The sequence below is a fragment of the Herminiimonas fonticola genome, assembly GCF_003293745.1.
Taxonomy (GTDB): domain Bacteria; phylum Pseudomonadota; class Gammaproteobacteria; order Burkholderiales; family Burkholderiaceae_D; genus Oxalicibacterium; species Oxalicibacterium fonticola.
This window is the reverse complement of the sequence record NZ_PTLZ01000002.1, coordinates 395,570-411,699: the sequence shown is the minus strand read 5'-3', so window position 1 is coordinate 411,699 and position 16,130 is coordinate 395,570. Positions and strand designations below refer to the sequence as shown.

Below are 16,130 nucleotides of genomic sequence, written 5' to 3'. Positions count from 1 at the left end.
CATAAAAAAACCGCACAGCACTGTGCGGTTTTTTTTATGGCGCCTATCAATATCTATTGCATTCTTATTGTTCGCGCCTGGTTTTCAACTTGCGCTTGATCTCCGGCATCAATGCCATCGTTGCCTGTTCACCAGCGAGCATGGCCAAATTACGACCATTGAAGTCATTGCCTTTCATCATGCCTAGGCTGGGACGAATCACGATATCTGCCTCCTTCAATTCATAACGATTGATACTCTGCCCCATGATGGCAAAGGTTTGCAGGACCACATCGACAGAACTAGATGCCAGTTGCACGTCGGGCTGGGTAGAAATATTGACCGCAATGATAAAGTCCGCGCCCAACTCCTTCGCAAAATGTACCGGCACCGGCGCAACCAAGCCGCCATCGACATACATGCGTTCGCCTATCTTCACTGGCTGGAAGATACCAGGCACTGCTGACGATGCACGCACCGCGAGTCCCGCATTTCCGCGTTGAAATAAAATCGGCTGACCGCTATTCAAATCCGTCGCAACTGCAGCAAACGGTATTTTCATTTTTTCTATCGCTACATTACGCACTGATTTATTAACATAGTTCTGCAGCGCATCGCCTTTCAACACACCGCTCGATTTGGAAAAGAAAGGTACCGACCAATCAGAGATGGTTGCCTCATCCATTTCCAGCGCCATTTTATGCAAGGCAAAACCATTGTTTCCGGCCGCGTACAAAGCGCCAACCAGACTGCCTGCGCTAGTGCCAACGACCATGTCTGGCACTATCCCTTGCGACTCCAACGCCTTGATCACCCCAATATGCGCAAACCCGCGCGCCGCGCCACCACCAAGTACCAGCGCCACCTTGATAGCCTCAACTGGTTTTGCCTGGATAACAGGCTGCACAACAGGATCAGATTTAAACGGGGAAAGCGATGTGCAGGCAGAAAGCAAGAGAGCGCTGCTCAATGTAGCCAGTGAGAAAATACGATAAGTCAAACGCATGATTATTCAATTTTTTACAAAGAACGAAGCGTACCCGTTTTTAGTCAGCTGCGTTATCCAGATCGAATTGCAGTTGAGAATAATTCCCGTTTATAAGAAAATTGGCTATAATTTAACACTCCCTTAACAAGATGAAAAAGGAAAGTCCATGAGACAAGGTATCGCCATAGCCCTAACCGCATTCCTTATGACTTCATCAGTGTCTTTGGTTCATGCGCAAGAAAAAGTCCTGAATCTATATTCAGCTCGCCATTACCAGACCGACGAAGTTTTGTACTCCAACTTCACCAAACAAACCGGTATCAAAATCAACCGCATTGAAGCGGATGACAATGCCTTGTTTGAACGTATTAAAAATGAAGGAAAAAACAGTCCTGCAGATGTCATCGTCATGGTGGATGCGGCTCGTATCTGGCGCGCAGAGATTGAAGGCTTCTTTCAGCCAGTACAGTCAAAAATTCTGAATGCACGCATCCCAGCCAATCTGCGCGGCAAGGACGATGGTAAAGGCCCTGAATGGTTCGGCTTCTCAACCCGTGCCCGCGTGATTGTGTACAACAAGGCGACAGTTAAACCAGCCGATGTTGCAACATACGAATCGCTGGCTGATCCAGTCAATAAAGGCAAGGTCTGCACCCGCTCAGGTTCACATCCATACAATCTGTCATTGATCGGTTCGATGATCGAACGCGATGGTGAAAAGGCCACGGAACAATGGGCCAAAGGCATGGTTGCCAATTTCGCCCGTCCACCACGCGGCGGCGATACCGATCAGATCAAGGGCGTTGCTTCCGGCGAATGCGGCGTAGCGATTGCCAATTCCTACTATTACGTACGTCTGTTGCGCTCGACCAAAGCAGAAGATATCGCAGCGATGAAAAACGTCGGTTTCATCTGGCCGAATGCACAAACCAGCGGTACGCATTTCAACATTGCCGGTGGTGGTGTGGCGAAGCATGCTCCGCATCGCGAAGCTGCCGTGAAGTTCCTGGAATATCTAGCCAGCGACGAAGCACAAGGCTACTTTGCAGAAGGCAATAACGAATGGCCTGTAGTGAAAACAGCAAAAGTTAAAAACGAGACACTGGAATCGCTGGGCAAGTTCAAGATGGAAAATGTTTCCGTTGCTTCTATCGGCAAAAACCAGATTGCAGCGCAACGTATTCTGGATCGCGTGAGTTATAAATAGATCGAATAGAAATTGATACGTATCTAACTAATAGCAGTAGGTAAAAAAAAGCAGCCATTAAGCACAGACTATTGCGCTTAATGGCTGCTTTTTAATTTCTCGGATCAATCAATAAGAACGATTTACCAAATTCAGTCCATGCAGAGTTTTAATCCTGCATCCCAATTCGGCAAACTGCAAAACGTCTGCATGAACCGCTCAGAAGACAATACCGAGTTTTGCGGGCGCTTGGCTGGCAATGGGTAATCCTGCGTTGAGATCGAAGTGACTTTAGGCTTCTTTAAGATAACAGGATGCGCAATGATCGCCTGCGTAAAACCGTGCCAACTGGTTTTGCCTTGTGCAGTCAAATGGTACAAACCGGAATGTCCTGCCCATGCATCGTGATTGATCTCCGTCTGTGCAACGTCCGCTTGCAAGCGGCCTACACAATATGCAGTGGCTTCTGCGACCGTACGGCACCAGGTCGGCGCTCCGAACTGATCGGCGACGATACGTAACTCATCGCGCTCTTGCGCCAGTCGCTTCACAGTCAGCAAGAAATTCTTCCCACGCAAACCGTAGATCCAGCTGGTGCGCAAAATCAGATGCGGAATGCCTGCTGCCTGAATGGCCTGTTCGCCGGCCAGCTTGCTGCGGCCGTAGACGCTTTGCGGATTCGGAGTATCCGTTTCAGAATAGCTTCCAGATTTTTCACCATCGAAAACATAATCGGTCGAATAATGAATCATCGCTGCACCGAGCTTCTTCGCTTCGGCAGCCATCACACCCGGTGCCTCGGCATTGATGCGCATGGCACTTTCAACATTGGTTTCAGCCAGATCAACCGCCGTATAGGCTGCCGGGTTGATGATAAGTTGCGGCTTGATCGTGCGAATCACATCGCGCACATGATCCAGATTCGCCAGATCCATCTGCTGCCGATCAAGTGCAAAGACCTCACCCAAGCCTTGCAACGTGCGTTCCAGTTCGTAACCGAGCTGGCCGGTTTTTCCTGTAAGCAGGATCTTCAAGCGAAGACCTCGGCATCAGCGAGCGACATTCCGTTTTGATCCTTGCCTGACAAAATGGGGCTGCCATCGATCGGCCATTCTATGCCGATGGCCGGATCATTCCAGGCGATGCAACGCTCATGTTCGGGAGCCCAATAATCCGTCGTTTTGTACAGAAATTCCGCCGAATCGCTGGTCACGACAAAACCGTGTGCAAAACCTTCCGGTATCCACATCTGGCGCTTGTTCTCGGCAGATAGCAGCGCACCCACCCACAAACCGAAAGTCGGCGAGCTTTTACGGATATCCACGGCGACATCGAAGACTTCTCCTGACACCACCCGTACCAGTTTTCCCTGCGGCTGTTGTATCTGGTAATGCAGACCGCGCAGCACCCCACGCGCAGACCTGGAGTGATTGTCCTGTACAAACTCCACCGTTTTGCCAACGGCTGCAGCAAAACGCTGTTCATTGAAACTCTCGAAGAAAAATCCTCTATCGTCGCCGAACACTTTCGGTTCGATCAACAGCACATCAGGAATCTTTGTTCTTGCAACATTCATAATCAAAATACTTTATCGTCAAGGATACGTAACAGGTAACGACCATAGCCATTTTTCTTCAAAGGCTCGGCTAGTTTTTCCAGCTGGGCAGCATCGATATAACCTTTACGGAAAGCGATCTCTTCCGGACAGGCCACCTTCAGGCCCTGGCGATTTTCGATAGTTGCAATGAACTGCCCAGCTTCCAGCAAGGATTCGTGCGTGCCGGTATCCAGCCACGCCATGCCGCGCCCCATCAACTCGACATTCAATTCACCCTTTGCCAGATAAGCACGATTGACATCGGTAATTTCCAGCTCGCCACGCGCAGACGGCTTGATGGAAGCGGCAATATCGCATACCTGATTATCGTAAAAGTACAAACCGGTTACCGCGTAATTCGATTTCGGTGTCAGCGGTTTTTCTTCGATGCTGACAGCACGGCGTTCTTTGTCAAACTCGACGACGCCGTAACGCTCAGGATCCTGTACGTGATAGGCAAATACTGTAGCTCCGCTCGTTCGCTCAGACGCCTGCCGCAACTGCTGATCAAACGCGTGACCATAATAAATATTGTCACCCAATATCAATGCGGATGGACCGTTGTCGATAAAGCTGCGACCTATGATGAATGCCTGCGCCAAGCCATCCGGTGAAGGCTGCACCGCATAAGTCAGATTGATGCCCCACTGGCTGCCATCGCCCAGCAACTCCTGAAAGCGCGGCGTATCCTGCGGTGTAGAAATCAGCAGGATATCGCGTATGCCCGCCAGCATCAGCGTCGTCAGCGGGTAATAGATCATCGGCTTGTCATACACCGGCAGCAATTGCTTGGAAACCGATATCGTGACCGGATACAAGCGCGTGCCAGAACCTCCGGCGAGGATGATGCCTTTGCGTGATGGAGTGGCAAGCAGTTGCGTCATGCTGTTTCCTGTGCGTCCGAAGGTGGTTTGCGCTGCTTGTAATTTTTCTCCAGCCACTTCATGTACTCGCCAGATTGCACGTCTCGTACCCAAGCCTGATTATCGAGATACCACCGCACGGTTTTCCTGATACCGCTGTCGAAGGTTTCGGCAGGCTTCCAGCCGAGTTCTCGCTCGATCTTGCGCGCATCGATCGCATAACGGCGATCGTGGCCAGGTCTATCTGTGACATAAGTAATCTGTTCCCGATAACTGCTACCTACAGCGTTCGGCTGTAATGCATCCAGCATATCGCACAGGGTATGCACTACATCCAGATTGGCCTTCTCGTTCCAGCCGCCGATATTGTAGGTCTCTCCCGGCTTGCCGGCTTTCAGTACGCGACGGATCGCGGTGCAGTGATCGCCGACATACAGCCAGTCGCGAATTTGCTGCCCATCGCCATAAATAGGCAAAGGTTTTCCAGCAAGCGCATTGGCGATGATCAGCGGAATCAGTTTTTCCGGAAAATGATACGGACCGTAATTATTCGAGCAATTGGTCGTCAGCGTCGGCAAGCCGTAGGTGTGATGATAGGAACGCACCAGATGATCGGAGGCTGCCTTCGATGCCGAATAAGGACTGTTAGGCGCATACGCAGTCGTCTCGGAAAACGGTACATCATCCGGGCCCAGCGTGCCATACACCTCATCGGTGGAAACATGCAGGAAGCGAAAGTTCTCTTTATCTGCGCTTGCCAGTTGCGACCAGTAAGTGCGTGCCGCTTCCAGCAGGCTGAAAGTGCCATTGATATTGGTACGCACGAATTCTGCCGGGCCGTGGATAGAACGATCCACATGGCTTTCCGCAGCAAAATGCACGATGGCAGTCGGCTTGTATGTGTTGAGCAATTCCAGCATCTTGTCGCTATCGCAGATATCTGCGTGCACAAATATATGTCGCGTGTCGTCACGCAGCGAAACCAGATTATTCAGGTTGCCGGCATAAGTCAGCTTGTCGACATTCACCACCGGCTCATCGCTCTGCGCCAGCCAGTCCAACACAAAATTCGAACCGATAAAACCGGCACCGCCCGTCACTAAAATCATTCCATCTTCCTATTTATGAGTAAACATGCAGAGAACTACGGGCTCACCTGCCGCAATCCGGGTTTGACTATTGGCGTATCGGATTCCAATTGCCGTGACAGATTGTCGCCTGCACTGCAAGCGCCGTTTTTTTCCAGCCAAAGCAAATCTTCTATTCCGCATTGCGGCGCGTATTCGCTCACGATCTGCTGCAACATGGCGCGTACTTGCGCGTAATCGAATTGCTCACAAGCCTGCTGCAACTTCGAAAGCAATGTCTGCAATTCAGCCCATGGGATTTCGTTTTCCTGTGCGCGCATGATCAAGGGATGCTGCGTACCTTCTACGTTAGAGCCGATTAATAACTCTTCATACAATTTTTCACCTGGACGAAGACCGACATGCCTGATCTCGATCGCATCGCTGGACTCATCGGATGCGCTACGCACTTCCAGGCCGCTGAGATGCACCATGCGCGTGGCGAGGTCAAGAATCTTGACCGGCTCGCCCATATCCAGCACGAATACATCGCCGCCCTCGCCCATTGCACCTGCCTGCAATACCAGTTGCGCCGCTTCCGGAATGGTCATGAAGTAACGGGTAATTTCCGGATGAGTGAGTGTGATCGGGCCACCTGCCATGATTTGCTTGCGAAACAGTGGAACCACAGAGCCAGATGATCCCAATACATTACCAAAACGCACCATGCAAAACCGAGTTTGCTTCTGCGTACGCGACAGCCCCTGCAAAATCAGCTCCGACAGGCGCTTGGTCGTTCCCATCACATTGGTGGGACGTACCGCCTTGTCGGTAGAAATCAGCACAAAACAGGCGACTTCCGCAGCAATGGCAGCTTGCGCCAACATCATGGTGCCGAATGCATTATTGCGTATGCCTTGAATCGGATTGTGTTCAACCAGCGGAACATGTTTGTACGCCGCCGCGTGATAAATGGTATCGACTGCAAAGGTACGCAAAATACGTTCGCACTTTTCCGCATCCAGTACCGAGCCGAGGAAAGGTAATAGCTCCACCTTGTCATGATGGGCTTGTTCGATCTCGCGCAAATCCTGCTCGATCGAGTAAAGCGCAAACTCCGATATATCGAGCAACAGCAAGCGTTTAGGCGACAGGCGTATGATCTGACGACATAACTCCGAGCCTATCGAACCGCCAGCTCCGCTTACCAACACGGTTTTCCCTGTGATGCAGGTAGTCAGTAATTGCGCATCCGGCTCTACCGTATCGCGGCCCAATAAATCCTCAATTTCAATATCGCGTATATCCTGCACGCGCAATTCGCCATTGACCAGGCTGGCAATCGGCGGCGTCACCTTGATCTTTACCTTAAGCGGTTCAAGTCGCTCCAGAATGATTTTCTGCTCTGCCTTGCGCAAGGACGGCATCGCCAGCAAAATTTCCTGCACCTGTTTATCCGCAACCAATTTAGGTAGGCAATCCGGCGCCCACACTTTTACACCCGCAATCGTTGCTCCCTGCAATTCCTTTTTGTCGTCGAGCAAAGCCACAGGAAGGTATGCACTCCCTGCACGCAACGCACTGGCCAGCTGCATCCCCGAATGCCCGGCGCCATAAATCGCAACGCGTATCGCACCGCTTTTATCATTTGTCCGCAGCAGATAACCGCGCGCCATGAAACGACTGGCGACCACATACAGAATAGCGCTCACCCAGTAGATGCCAAAAACCCCGCGTGACAAGGTGACGGTGTGGGTAAAGGTCGCCAATGCGGCCAGGCAAATAACCGACAACGTTACCCCCAGCACAACCACATAGACAATTTTTTGATCGATAAAGCGGATTACCGCGCGATAAAGGCCCAGCTTGAGAAAAATAGGAATAGAAATCAGCGGCGCCGCGACTATCATCCAGAAATACATCTGGAATAACTGCGGCGTACTGCTGTCATAACGTAGCAGCACAGCCAAATAAAAAGTCAGCGGTAACAAAAGCAGATCAGCCGTGGCGGCGATCAACTGCTTTTGAAAACGCGGCAATTCGAGGAATGGTTTCATCTGGACTCAGTGAGTAATACCGTCTTTTTTTAATACTTTGAGAAACGTCAGAATGATAATTTTCCAATCGAACCAGAAAGACTGTCGCTGCATATATTCCACATCCAGTTCTACCTTCTCCGGAATCGGCAACTCATCGCGACCATTAACCTGCGCCCATCCGGTCAATCCTGGCTTGATCCGATCAACGCCGTAACGGCTGCGTAACGATATCAGATCCTCCTGATTAAATAATGCCGGGCGCGGGCCAACAAAGCTCATGTCACCTTTGAGAATGCTCCATAACTGCGGCAACTCATCCAGGCTAGATTGGCGCAGAAAAGAACCGATAGGCGTCAAAAATTGTTCTGGATTCGTAAGCAAGTGGGTAGCTACGGCAGGAGTATCTACACGCATGGTTCTGAATTTTGGCATTTTGAAAATTTTATTATGCAGGCCAACACGATCAGACCAATATACGGCTGGCCCTGACGATGTTATTCGCACCATTAATGCAACGACGATAACCGGCGCGGCCAGCAAAAAAGCAGCAATGATGGACAGTAGTAAATCAAACGAGCGTTTCAACATAAATTACACAAAACTAAATAACGGTGGCCTGCAAACCTTGCAGTAATGAATATGGAGGTACCCAACCCAATTCACGGCGAATTTTACCGCTGTCTACACGCAAGGAACCAAGCAAACGCTCTACTTGTTCACTTTTCCCAAATAAACTCCCACCCAATCTCAATAAAATGGGAGGGCAAGGCAGTAGACATGCTGGACACCCCATTGCCTTACCTAGTTCATGTAACAAATTTGACGTTGAAACATCCTCATCATCGCTCACAAGGTAAGTTTGTCCAGCGGAAGCCGGATGCGTTGCACAAAGGATCAAAGCATCCACCAGATTGCCGACATAGATCAGACTGCGCAAATTATCAACTTCTGCCAGTGGCAATGGTATTCCCTTACGTACCACCTTCAGCATTTGAGCAAAATTCCCTTTTACCTTAGGGCCATAAACAAGAGGAGGTCTTACAATCACAATCTCCAACCCCGTTTCTTTTGCTACTCGCTGCAAAGCCTGTTCAGCTTCCCATTTCGAAATTCCGTAGGGGTCTTGAGGACAAACCTTATCAGACTCAACAAACATTTCATCTCGTCTCGTCGATTCACCGTTTACTTTGATAGAGCTGACATAAACGAATCGCTTGACACCACTTGCTGCCGCAGCGCGCGCAAGATGCTCCGTTCCGGCAACATTCGTTTGACGAAATTCTGCCAATGGATTAACCGAATGATCCTGCATCACGTGCACACGCGCCGCAAGATGAATGACGACGTCGATACCCGTCAAAGCACTTGACCAATTGGTATCGCCATTTATATCTGACACCAATACCCTGCTTATCTTTTCCTCAGGGAGATGATCAAAATTACAAAAACTTCTTGCAGCGGCTCTTACCGAATATTGCCTCTGGCTCATCTCCATACACAACGGGTGACCTACGAAACCATTGGCACCAGTAATCAACAAATTCATGACAACGCACCTATTTTTTTACAAGTAGTATGGTTGTCCAATGCACATTCCAAGTAAAATTCTTTTAACGCTGTGTACAATTTATCTGCAGTAAAAAATTCCGTTACTCTGCTCTTCGCAAACTGCCCCATTTGCGTCAACATTAACGGCTCTGCAATACAAGTAAGCATAAGCTTCGTCAGCTCATCTAAATCCCCTACCGAAAATAACATCCCGGTCTTTTGGTTAACAACTGAGTCGATTAATCCTGGAATATCAGAGCCAATTGTAGGAATGCCCATTGCTGCGGCATCAATCACAATTGTGCCAAACCCCTCACGGTAACTTGGCAAACAAAGAACATCAGTGATCGCTAAATAAACCTCATGATTACTTACATGCCCAACATCAACTACATTAGAGAACAGTTCTGGAGCCGTTTCTCGGAGGCGCTCAATTTCACCGTCTTCATCGGGGCCAACAAACAACAACTTTGCCTTTTGTGAAACGGCTGATACAGAGGAAAACGCTTTTAATATATCAATTGCACCTTTATCACGGGTTTTTCTAGCGATAAAAGAAAATATAAAATCCTCTTTATCCAACCCCAGTTCACAACGGAGTTTATTTCCAGGCTCAATAAGTGTGGACAAATTAAATCGCTCAACATCTACACCAGATAAAGAACCTTTAGATAGAACCGGTAATGGGCATCCGGAATTAGAAATTTTGTAATCTCGCAAAAAAGATGATTGCGAAAAACTGTCCGTTAAACAAACGGTATTCAGCGCATTAATTAATCTATCCAGAAAATAATAGAAATGACGCGACAAACCTTTTTTTGCAGCCCATGTTTGACCAGTAAAAGTATGGATGCGAATAGGTACGCGACAAACAAACCCAGCCAAGGCGCTCAACAAACCTGACTTCGGCATGATGGAATGGACAATGTCTGGCTTGTATGCGAGGAAAAATCTGCACAATGCAAACAAGGCTAAAAAATCTGCGCTCAAACTCGTTTTTCGATTGATATCGATATCAACAAATTTTACATGTGGATAAGAATTTTGATTCTTCGATACATCCATTCCTACGACGCACACCTCAAAATCGGACGATATACGCATAAGCGTGTTATGGAGATGCCAAGGGACTACATAAGACGCCGTGACGACTCTGACGACCTTTAGTCTCATGCCACATTACCTCGACTTATAAATAATTTCGGCTGTTTTTTCACAAATCGGCATTTAAAATATTTGTCTGACAAGAGCAAGATTAATGGCTCTCGATTGGTCGATAAGTACTCTAATTAGTCTGCCATGAACGGACCAAGCGAGTAACACCAGATATCATAGAAACTTTATGGCTATAACCTAAAACAGACTGAATGGAATTAGTAGGATAAACAACCCTTGTTGTCATCGCATTAATTCTGGATTCCGTTAACGGGAAACGTTTACTGAGCAATGTACCCATTCTGGAAATTTCCTTCGTGACAATTACTGGAAGTCGAATGCAGGGTCTATTTTTACCCAATGCATCGGCAATCATTCCAACAAATACTTCCAATGTCACATAATCCGACAAGTTAAAAAATTTTCCAGCCGCCTGTGGTAGCGAAGCGCAGAGACTCAAAGCGTACACAACATTATCCACATGAATATAGTTGGCACTTGCACCGGGTCTACCTATGAAGAAGAACATTTTTTTATCAATAACTTTAATCATTTGAAATAATGATTGATTGGCCATTTGCTCACCAAATACGATCGAAGGACGCAAGATTGCCCAATCAAATGCACCGCCCATTCCAGCTTCAACGACCAAATCATCTGACTGTTTCTTTGTTATTTCATAAATGCCTGTGGGACATTGCGGACTTACCTCGGTTATTTCGCCACTTTGAGGAAACCCGTACACGCCGACACTGCTCAACTGCACCCACCGTCCAATTTTGCCAGTTGCAGCATTAATCAACTCCCGCGTGCCATCTACATGCAGCGCGCTCATAAGAGCTTCATCACGAATTTCGCCAGCGCAGTGATATAGAACATCTACCTGATCAACAAATGATTCCAAACCAGTGGCGCTGGTGAGATCACCGCAATACCACTTTACTGAATCAGGCAATCTAACGGAACTAGGCGATCGACGTGAAAGTACGCGTACCTCATCCCCTAACGCAAGATGATGCAGCACAAGGTTGCGTCCAATAAATCCAGTGCCACCGGTAACAGCAATAATCATGTCAATGTGCTTCGTTAATTTTGTATGCTAAAAATGCTTTATGCAATATAAGCAACCTGGCTCAAAATCGTCCAGTCAAAAATAAAACTCGGAGGATAAAAGTATCAAACCATCGTTGACGAACAAATTTCGAGAAGAATGCAAGTGATACCCTTTTAGGAATGCAATCTTTCCCATCAATTATGCTATTGACTAACCTCAACTGCTTTTTCTCAAACGCACTGGAAAAGCATCGTTTAAGTTCGATGGCCTGTTTTGCAATACCAAAAATGCCACCATCACTCCTGATAAAACGACGCAATCTGCGTTTGAAATCTTGCACTATATTAGTTGCAGCACCAATCGTATTGTTGCCATGCTGACGATATTTAATTGATGGAAATGGATCGTAAATAACCTTGCCAAACGCAACCACCACAATATAAAACCACCAATCATGCATGATGAGTTGCATTGGTGGATTGTCGATAATCAGTCGTCTAGCAGCGCCATTGATCGCAACCGTACAACCTGTAGCAATATTTTCCACAAGTGCATTTTCAAAAGAAATTTCCTCAGGAATTCTTGAGTAATTAATATGAGCGAGATTCTGATCAACATACTCTAACCGCGAACAGTACAAGCCCACTCCGTTCTTACACGATGCAAGTTTATCAATCGCTCGTTCAATTTTTGATGCGTGCCAATAATCATCCTGATCAGCAAAAAAATAAAAATCGAACTGATCTCCGCAGCACTTCAGTAGCTCTAGAAAGCTAAAAGCTGGGCCAAGTCGCTTTACAGATTCCATTATTTCAATCTGGAGTTTGTCCTGGTAACTTTCCAGAATGTGCAAAGTGTTATCGGTTGATCCGTCATCTCTAACGATCACTTTAAAATTTTTCTCAGATTGCCTGCAAAGGCTCTCCAAAAAATCTACTAAATATTTTTCGCCATTATAAGTAGCGAGTAGTACAACAGTCGGAGTCAACTTCACGGCACACTTCTATCTTGATTATCGGGCACTTTCCCAGCAGCATGCATCATTTCTATCCACCATATCAAAATGAAAAACACAACAGTCATACCAACAAAGCTATATAAAATTGGATTGGTGTTAGCTGCTATAAAAAAAGCGATGACTGTTCCTATAAACATCACCCCCTCGTATGAACCTCTCTTTTTATATAAAACACTTAAAATCAGTCCCCATATAGAAATTAAATACAAACCGAAGCCAACTATTCCCAACTTCATCAAAAGAGCGAATGGAAGCATCTCATATAAAAATGGACGAGATGGATCACGCACATGATCTGAAACAAAAGCACCATAGCCAAAACCCATAAAGGGACGTTGTTCCCACTTAGTTAACAATGCACCTGTTTGCGACATTCGTTCAGCAGTACTTTTGTCGGTGATCACGTTATTAATTGGCATGTCCTTATTCGATGCGTCAGTTATCTCAAAAATTGACATCCGCGAAAGTAGGCTAATTCGTTCATTAACTAGGTAGTCCAAAAACATAATAAGAAATATCGAGCACACGAGTCCAAGTAGCCCATACCACCAGTTATTGATGGGTGACTCGCTAAAAGATGTGTATCTACGAATAAAAAATAACATCACACCAATACAAAAAATTATTGCTACAAAAATCCCCAACCAAAGCCCTTTTGTAAACGTCACACAAATTGCACATCCTAAAATCAGATCTACCAAAAATATTTTTTTATTACTATTTATGATTAACGGCGTGATAAAAACAGCAACCGTTATCCAGATTGAACTAATCCAAAACACACGCACATGATCACCACTAATAGGCTCTTGCAAAAAAATGAATACAGAATCAACCGTGTTAAATATTAATTTAATGTAATGATAATAATTTTCGGGGGGCTGAGGATAACAGTTCAACCAAATCCATAAAGCGAATTGGCAAGCAGCTAAAATAACCGTTAATCCTGTTATCCACTGCATCAGGAAAAGTGATATTTTTTTGTGTTGCATAGAACACGCAACGAGTGAAGCTATAGGCAATATCGCTAAGGATTGAGCATCTTGTATGGCCAACATTAAACTACCACCTGTGACAATAGGGATAGCTAAAACCCATATCAAATTTATGAGAAAAATCCATAGCGGCCAAAAAACATAGTCTTTCCAGGACAAAGTTTTTAAAATGGATATCTTCGTTAATTTTTGTAAACAAAGATAAAAGCTGACCAAAAAAATGAGCGTCAATATGAAATGACGCTCACCTCTGAAGATAAGACCCACCGGACCACCCAGTATCGTGTCACCGATAAGTAAAATGATCGCTGCTATGAGTACTTTTTCTAACCAGTTACAATTCTTCAAAATAATAGATTCAACTTCCGATTATTTTTTCCCACCAATAAAAAGAAAATGGTTAAGTCTATTTATTATTAAACAGCACCCCTTACGACTTCTATTTCCGGTAAAGGAAACACTAGATTCATACCAGAGAATTTTTTATTTGCCACAAAGAAATTCTTAAAATGCCAAGGAAGCACAATCATATAATCAGGTTTTTTATCCAAAAGCTCCTGCTCCGGGATAATGGGAAGCCATGTTCCTGGTGTATAACAACCAAATTTTTCCGGGTTAACCTCACCAACAAATTCAACTTGTTTTGTCGTTAAACCACAGTATTGCAATAACACATTGCCTTTCGTCGAAGCACCAAGAACAGCCACTGTTTTGTTTTCGGCATGTGCTGTTTCAATAAATTTCAGAAGATCCCGTTTTGTCTTAACAACGCGCTCCGCAAATTCCTGATACGGCACCAACGTATCCAATCCCTTCAAACGTTCATCATCAAGAATCTTCTGAACAGAAGGAACAATCGTTAGGTCTCCGTTAGATTTCGCCACAGTGACTGAAAAACTACCCCCATTTATGTCGTTAAACTCCACATCAACAATTTTGAATCCAACTTTGTCTGCCATCCATTTTATCTGGCGCAGCGCGTAGAATTCGAGATGTTCATGGCAAACCGTGTCGTACGAATTAGTATCGAGCATGGTCGGCATATAACTCTGTTCAAATACCCAGACCCCATCATCCGCTAACACCCCATACACTTGCTGCATAAACCCCAAAGGGTCCTCAAGATCGTAAAACATGGAAAACGAAGTAACTACTTTTGCCTTCTTCCCTGGGAAACGAGCTTCCACCAATGTTGAAGAAAAGAAGTCAGGAATTAATTGAATATGGGAAGGGTAGTAACTATGAAATTTAACGCCTGTCGGATCAACACCAACCAACACGGGACCTGACGAAGGATAAGCCTGTAGCGTAGTACTATCATTACTACCTATATCGATAACCAAATCACCCTTGTTTAGCTCAACGAGGCCAAGGATACGTTTTACCTTGTCATGCAAATGAGTCACCATGCTGGCATTTAGACCTGAGCGATAGCCATAATTTTCGCCATACATCTCACCCAAATCATAGGAATGCTCCATCTGTAATAATCCACAGACATCATCTCCCCCCACACATTTAACCAAACGTAGCGGGCCAACTGTAACGTTCGCGTTTTTCTCGCGAGGAAACACACCGGTCAACATCTGCTCGTTCAAATCCAATACACATTCCAAATGTGTATTGCCGCAAATTCTGCACTTTTCAATTTTCTTATACATAGACATTACCTAAGTAGTTTTTAAATTTTTTCCAGCGACCGCATTTCTGCAGCCACCATCATATGTACCAACGCCCTAAAGCCAACCTGTGGCATCCATCCCAGGCTTTGCTTTGCTTTGCTAGCATTACCGACCAATAATGCTGGCTCACTTGGTCGGTAAGCAGAAGCGTTCTCTCTGACGTAAGTCCGATAATCAAGCCCCAAATACTCAAATGCACACTCACAAAACTCACGTACTGAATGTGTCTCACCCGTTGCAACTATATAGTCATCCGCATGAGTATGTTGAAGCATCAGCCACATTGCGTGCACAGTGTCACCAGCAAATCCCCAATCCCGTTCTGTATCAAGATTGCCAAGGTGAAGCTCCTTTGTCAGGCCTAGTTTTATCTTCGCAGCTTCGTGAGTAATTTTTCTTGTGACAAACTCCAATCCTCGACGCGGACTTTCATGATTGAATAAAATCGCAGAGCACGCATACATGCCATAGTGCTCCCGGTATATACGATTCATAGAATCAGCATATAATTTGGCCGCGCCGTACGGACTACGCGGATTCACTAAGGTATCTTCAGTTTGGGGACTATCGAGCGCAGCACCAAATATTTCCCGGCTGGATGCCTGGCAAAACCGGATTTTTATATCGACAATCCGGATCGCTTCAAGTGTACGAGCGACCGCTAGACCATTGACATCACCGATCCCAACCGGATCGTCATACATCCCCACCCCAGACGAATACGCCGCAAAGTTATATACTTCCGTGGGTCGATAATGCGACAGAACTTCTATCATCTTCTGCTGATCCAGCATGTCCCATTCAACAAGCTCAACTATTTTTAAATGAGCTGGGATTCTTCGTTCTGCACTAAGTACGTCTCGTACAGCACCGATGATTCGATAACCCTTCTCCAATAACAACTCAGCCAAATACAGCCCATCCTGTCCTGTTAACCCGGTAATAAGAGCACTCTTCAT

General features: G+C 46.2%; 15 protein-coding genes. 1 reads left to right on the top strand and 14 read right to left on the bottom strand.

Features of this window, described 5'->3' with window-relative positions; all coding sequences use genetic code 11:
- Positions 1–64 precede the first annotated feature (64 nt).
- Positions 65–985: a patatin-like phospholipase family protein gene (locus Hfont_RS09305; RefSeq protein WP_112992101.1), complete on the bottom strand. Its 921-nt coding sequence runs from the start codon at positions 983–985 to the stop codon at positions 65–67.
- Positions 986–1,172: 187 nt separating this feature from the next.
- Between Hfont_RS09305 and Hfont_RS09300 the strand changes: the two genes are divergently transcribed.
- The gene (locus tag Hfont_RS09300) at positions 1,173–2,174 is read left to right on the top strand and encodes an extracellular solute-binding protein (RefSeq protein WP_112992100.1); all 1,002 of its coding nucleotides are present in this window, start codon (positions 1,173–1,175) and stop codon (positions 2,172–2,174) included.
- 131 nt (positions 2,175–2,305) lie between these two features.
- Here Hfont_RS09300 and rfbD read toward each other — a convergent pair whose 3' ends face one another.
- From rfbD to Hfont_RS09235, 13 genes are all read right to left on the bottom strand, one after another.
- Entirely contained in the window at positions 2,306–3,187 is an 882-nt protein-coding gene (rfbD, locus tag Hfont_RS09295) for a dTDP-4-dehydrorhamnose reductase (protein ID WP_112992099.1), read from the bottom strand.
- Positions 3,184–3,729, bottom strand: coding sequence for a dTDP-4-dehydrorhamnose 3,5-epimerase (rfbC, locus tag Hfont_RS09290; protein ID WP_112992098.1), 546 nt, complete (start codon positions 3,727–3,729; stop codon positions 3,184–3,186). The genes rfbD and rfbC overlap by 4 nt, the downstream gene beginning before the upstream one ends.
- A 2-nt stretch (positions 3,730–3,731) precedes the next feature.
- Positions 3,732–4,634, bottom strand: coding sequence for a glucose-1-phosphate thymidylyltransferase RfbA (rfbA, locus tag Hfont_RS09285; RefSeq protein ID WP_112992097.1), 903 nt, complete (start codon positions 4,632–4,634; stop codon positions 3,732–3,734).
- On the bottom strand, positions 4,631–5,722 hold the full coding sequence (gene rfbB, locus Hfont_RS09280; RefSeq protein ID WP_112992096.1) for a dTDP-glucose 4,6-dehydratase: 1,092 nt from the start codon (positions 5,720–5,722) through the stop codon (positions 4,631–4,633). The genes rfbA and rfbB overlap by 4 nt, the downstream gene beginning before the upstream one ends.
- Before the next feature lie 35 nt (positions 5,723–5,757).
- Entirely contained in the window at positions 5,758–7,737 is a 1,980-nt protein-coding gene (locus Hfont_RS09275; protein WP_112992095.1) for a polysaccharide biosynthesis protein, read from the bottom strand.
- 6 nt (positions 7,738–7,743) lie between these two features.
- On the bottom strand, positions 7,744–8,304 hold the full coding sequence (locus tag Hfont_RS09270) for a sugar transferase (protein WP_112992438.1): 561 nt from the start codon (positions 8,302–8,304) through the stop codon (positions 7,744–7,746).
- A gap of 16 nt (positions 8,305–8,320) precedes the next feature.
- On the bottom strand, positions 8,321–9,265 hold the full coding sequence (locus Hfont_RS09265; RefSeq protein WP_112992094.1) for a UDP-glucose 4-epimerase family protein: 945 nt from the start codon (positions 9,263–9,265) through the stop codon (positions 8,321–8,323).
- The gene (locus Hfont_RS09260) at positions 9,262–10,371 is read right to left on the bottom strand and encodes a glycosyltransferase (protein ID WP_277740294.1); all 1,110 of its coding nucleotides are present in this window, start codon (positions 10,369–10,371) and stop codon (positions 9,262–9,264) included. The genes Hfont_RS09265 and Hfont_RS09260 overlap by 4 nt, the downstream gene beginning before the upstream one ends.
- Before the next feature lie 181 nt (positions 10,372–10,552).
- Positions 10,553–11,494, bottom strand: a complete 942-nt coding sequence (locus Hfont_RS09255; protein ID WP_112992092.1) for an NAD-dependent epimerase/dehydratase family protein — start codon at positions 11,492–11,494, stop codon at positions 10,553–10,555.
- Between the two features lie 61 nt (positions 11,495–11,555).
- A complete protein-coding gene (locus Hfont_RS09250; RefSeq protein ID WP_112992091.1) occupies positions 11,556–12,470 on the bottom strand; it encodes a glycosyltransferase family 2 protein in 915 nt (304 codons plus the stop codon).
- Positions 12,467–13,837: an O-antigen ligase family protein gene (locus Hfont_RS09245; RefSeq protein ID WP_112992090.1), complete on the bottom strand. Its 1,371-nt coding sequence runs from the start codon at positions 13,835–13,837 to the stop codon at positions 12,467–12,469. The genes Hfont_RS09250 and Hfont_RS09245 overlap by 4 nt, the downstream gene beginning before the upstream one ends.
- 68 nt (positions 13,838–13,905) lie before the next feature.
- Positions 13,906–15,150, bottom strand: coding sequence for a class I SAM-dependent methyltransferase (locus Hfont_RS09240; RefSeq protein WP_112992437.1), 1,245 nt, complete (start codon positions 15,148–15,150; stop codon positions 13,906–13,908).
- Positions 15,151–15,170: 20 nt separating this feature from the next.
- The gene (locus Hfont_RS09235; RefSeq protein WP_112992089.1) at positions 15,171–16,130 is read right to left on the bottom strand and encodes a GDP-mannose 4,6-dehydratase; all 960 of its coding nucleotides are present in this window, start codon (positions 16,128–16,130) and stop codon (positions 15,171–15,173) included.

Bases quoted from the DNA above. Each gene is read 5' to 3' on its own strand.
- Hfont_RS09305 (WP_112992101.1), bottom strand. From the start codon at position 985: ATGCGTTTGACTTATCGTATTTTCTCACTGGCTACATTGAGCAGCGCT.
- Hfont_RS09265 (WP_112992094.1), bottom strand. From the start codon at position 9,265: ATGAATTTGTTGATTACTGGTGCCAATGGTTTCGTAGGTCACCCGTTG.
- Hfont_RS09255 (WP_112992092.1), bottom strand. From the start codon at position 11,494: ATGATTATTGCTGTTACCGGTGGCACTGGATTTATTGGACGCAACCTT.
- Hfont_RS09300 (WP_112992100.1), top strand. From the start codon at position 1,173: ATGACTTCATCAGTGTCTTTGGTTCATGCGCAAGAAAAAGTCCTGAAT.
- Hfont_RS09235 (WP_112992089.1), bottom strand. From the start codon at position 16,130: ATGAAGAGTGCTCTTATTACCGGGTTAACAGGACAGGATGGGCTGTAT.
- Hfont_RS09260 (WP_277740294.1), bottom strand. From the start codon at position 10,371: ATGCGTATATCGTCCGATTTTGAGGTGTGCGTCGTAGGAATGGATGTA.
- rfbB (WP_112992096.1), bottom strand. From the start codon at position 5,722: ATGATTTTAGTGACGGGCGGTGCCGGTTTTATCGGTTCGAATTTTGTG.
- rfbA (WP_112992097.1), bottom strand. From the start codon at position 4,634: ATGACGCAACTGCTTGCCACTCCATCACGCAAAGGCATCATCCTCGCC.
- rfbC (WP_112992098.1), bottom strand. From the start codon at position 3,729: ATGAATGTTGCAAGAACAAAGATTCCTGATGTGCTGTTGATCGAACCG.
- Hfont_RS09240 (WP_112992437.1), bottom strand. From the start codon at position 15,150: ATGTATAAGAAAATTGAAAAGTGCAGAATTTGCGGCAATACACATTTG.
- Hfont_RS09275 (WP_112992095.1), bottom strand. From the start codon at position 7,737: ATGAAACCATTCCTCGAATTGCCGCGTTTTCAAAAGCAGTTGATCGCC.